The organism is Adlercreutzia sp. CNCM I-6215, from assembly GCF_977072315.1.
On record NZ_CDRVMA010000033.1, the window covers coordinates 1 to 2,606 of the forward strand.

Sequence of the window (2,606 nt, forward strand, 5' to 3'; positions counted from 1 at the left end):
TGAGTAGTAACCTCTCGCGGTACCATCGATCACCTGGCTTGGTACCGGCGATCAGCAAAAGGCGGTACCGCGAGTAGGCTGTCTCGGTACCGCTAATCAGCGCGCCTCTTCTTGGCGAAGTACTCTCGCATGTTCGGCCCCTCGAGATCTATGTAGCGGGCACCGGTTGCGATGCGGTTGAGGATCGAGTCCGCCATCAGCTCGCCCTCGATGCGCAGGTACCACTCGTTCGGCTCGAGCTGCGAGGCGATGACGGTCGCGCGGCGGCCCTCGCGCGCCTCCATGATCTCGAACAGGTCGACCGAGTTCTGCGTCGATATCGGCGTCGTCATGAAGTCGTCGACCAACAGGAGCGCGACGGACTTGTAGGCGTCCATCTTCTCGAAGTAGCTGCCGTCCTTGGCGGCGCGGGCCCGGTTCAAATCGTCGCAGATGTCGGCGAGGCGCGTGTAGCGCACGGGTATCAGCCTGCGGCACGCCGCGTTGCCGAGAGCCTGAACGACGAAGCTCTTGCCGCAGCCGGTTTTCGAGATGACCACGACGACCTCGCTCTCGCCGATCCACTCGCATCGGGCGAGGCGGTTGATACGGTCCTTGGCGAGCGTCCGGTCGGGCAGATAGACGACGTCCTCGACGCATGCCGAGGGATCCTTGAAGCGCGCGTCCTTGACGAGCTTGGCCACCTTGCGCTCCCGCCTGGCGGCGGCCTCCGCGTCGATGAGCATCTCCATCTTCTCCTCGAAGGTGAACCGATCGTACGACTCGTCCTCCACCATCTCGCGCAGCTTGTCCCCCATGGCCTTTATCCTGAACTGTCTGAACAGCTCGAAGTGCTCTTCGGTAAGCATCCTACTCGCCGCCTCTCTTGTAGGCGTCCGCGCCGCGCAGGCGGCCCGCCGATTTGGCGCGGTCCACCAGCTCGCCGGAGCCTGCGGCCCCGACGGGGCGCCCCTTGGCTCGCTCCTCGGCGTCGGACGACTTGATGGCGAGGATCGCGTTCTTGAGGCCGGTGTAGCTGGGAAGCGCCGAGGCCGCGTTCAGCTTGGCACAAGCGCGCTCGAGCAGCGCCGGCGCGTACGTCTTCGACAGCCCGAGGATGTTGCGGCAGGAGACGAACGACTGCTCGACGATCGCGCGGCTGGCGAGGACGCGCTCGATCGCCGATGCGGTCTCGGGGCCGACGCGCCTCGCCCACGACGCGAACCGCTCCGGCGACCACGGGTCGTCCAGCGCGGCATGGTTCTCGGGCATGTGCTCGACGTTGGTCGAGTACTGCCCCTTGCGGCCGTGAAGCCTCGGGTGCACGGCGACCACCGCCCCGCCGTGCATCACCGCGACCGACGACGAGGTCAGCTTCACGTCGACCTGCTCGCCGATGAGCGAGTGGTCGACGGAGTAGTGCATGTAGTCGACGGTGACGTGGTAGTCCGGGGCCACCTTGGCGCTGCGCCACTCGCACATCTCGTAGCGCTCGGCGGGAAGGGGCATCAGGTGCATGCGCTCCTCCTCGAACACCGAGTCGCGCGAGCCGTCCTTGGCGGAGAACGGCCGGGAGTTGAGCCATGCCACCTTCTCCGCGCAGAACTCGTTGAACTCGTCGATGGTATAGAATGTCATCTCGCCGGACGGCCCGATGATCCAGCGCTCAACCAGGTCGACGCACGATTCGGCCACGCTCTTGTCGCGCGGCCGACGGACCCGGGCGGGCAGGACGGCCGCCCCGTAGTGCTCGGCGAAGCGCTCGTACTCCCTGTTCACGAGCGTGACCCGCGGGGCTGCGGCCCGATCGGTCGCCGTGGCGGCGTTGTCGGGCACCCACATGCGCGGAACGCCGCCGAACTCCTCGAACGCGTGGATCTGGCCCTCCTGCCAGGATTTCTGCCTCATGTCGCAGAAGCCCTCCGCCCAGAACTTGTCCGAGAAGGGCAACGTGACGACCAGGACGTAGACCTTGGTCCTGGTTCCCAGCAGCTTGTCGGTGAGGTGGGCGACGTCGCCGGCCCAATCGATGAAGCACTTGGCCCCCGGCTCGTGGGAGAAGTGCCTGGTCGCGCCCATCTTGCCTGCGGCGTCGGCGAACATCTCGCAGAACGTCTGGTAGGCGTAGGCGAGCTTCCCCTCCGCCGCGGCGCGCTCGCAGTACTCGAGCCAGAAGAGCTTCACCGGCAGCTTCCGACTCATTTTCTTGCGCTCGACCAGCGCCGCCATGTCGGGTCTCAGGTAGGCGTCGTTCGGACGGCGCTCCTCCTTGGCGAAGAACATGTCATCGACCGCGTCGGCGTCCATCGAGCTCACGGCGTCGAACGTCAGGCCGCATTCGCGCATCACCTTGGCGCCGGCGGAGACGTCGCGCTTGCTGACGTGAAGCGCGGCCGCGATGTCCGACTGGGTGGCCCCTCCCTTGGCCAGCATCAGGAGGATTTTCTTGTTCTTGGACATAGGCATCGTGCCCCTTTCCATGAAAGCGAGCCCCGGATTGGGCTCGCGACATGGAATTCTAGGCTCGATGGGCGGCGGTACCAATTTATCTTACCCAGGGTACCAAGCCCGCTGACTGGCGGTACCAGATTCTGCTGATTGTTGGTACCGGAGAGGGTTACTACTCA

Annotated in this window: 2 protein-coding genes; both read right to left on the reverse strand. The window is 65.4% G+C overall.

All coding sequences use genetic code 11. The features are described 5' to 3' along the window. Nucleotides 1–92: 92 nt before the first annotated feature. Nucleotides 93–848, reverse strand: coding sequence for an ATP-binding protein (locus ACW4LP_RS12265; RefSeq protein ID WP_139912829.1), 756 nt, complete (start codon nt 846–848; stop codon nt 93–95). A 1-nt stretch (nt 849) separates the two neighbouring features. Further along, entirely contained in the window at nt 850–2,445 is a 1,596-nt protein-coding gene (gene istA / locus ACW4LP_RS12270; protein ID WP_161128471.1) for an IS21 family transposase, read from the reverse strand. Nucleotides 2,446–2,606: the final 161 nt, after the last annotated feature.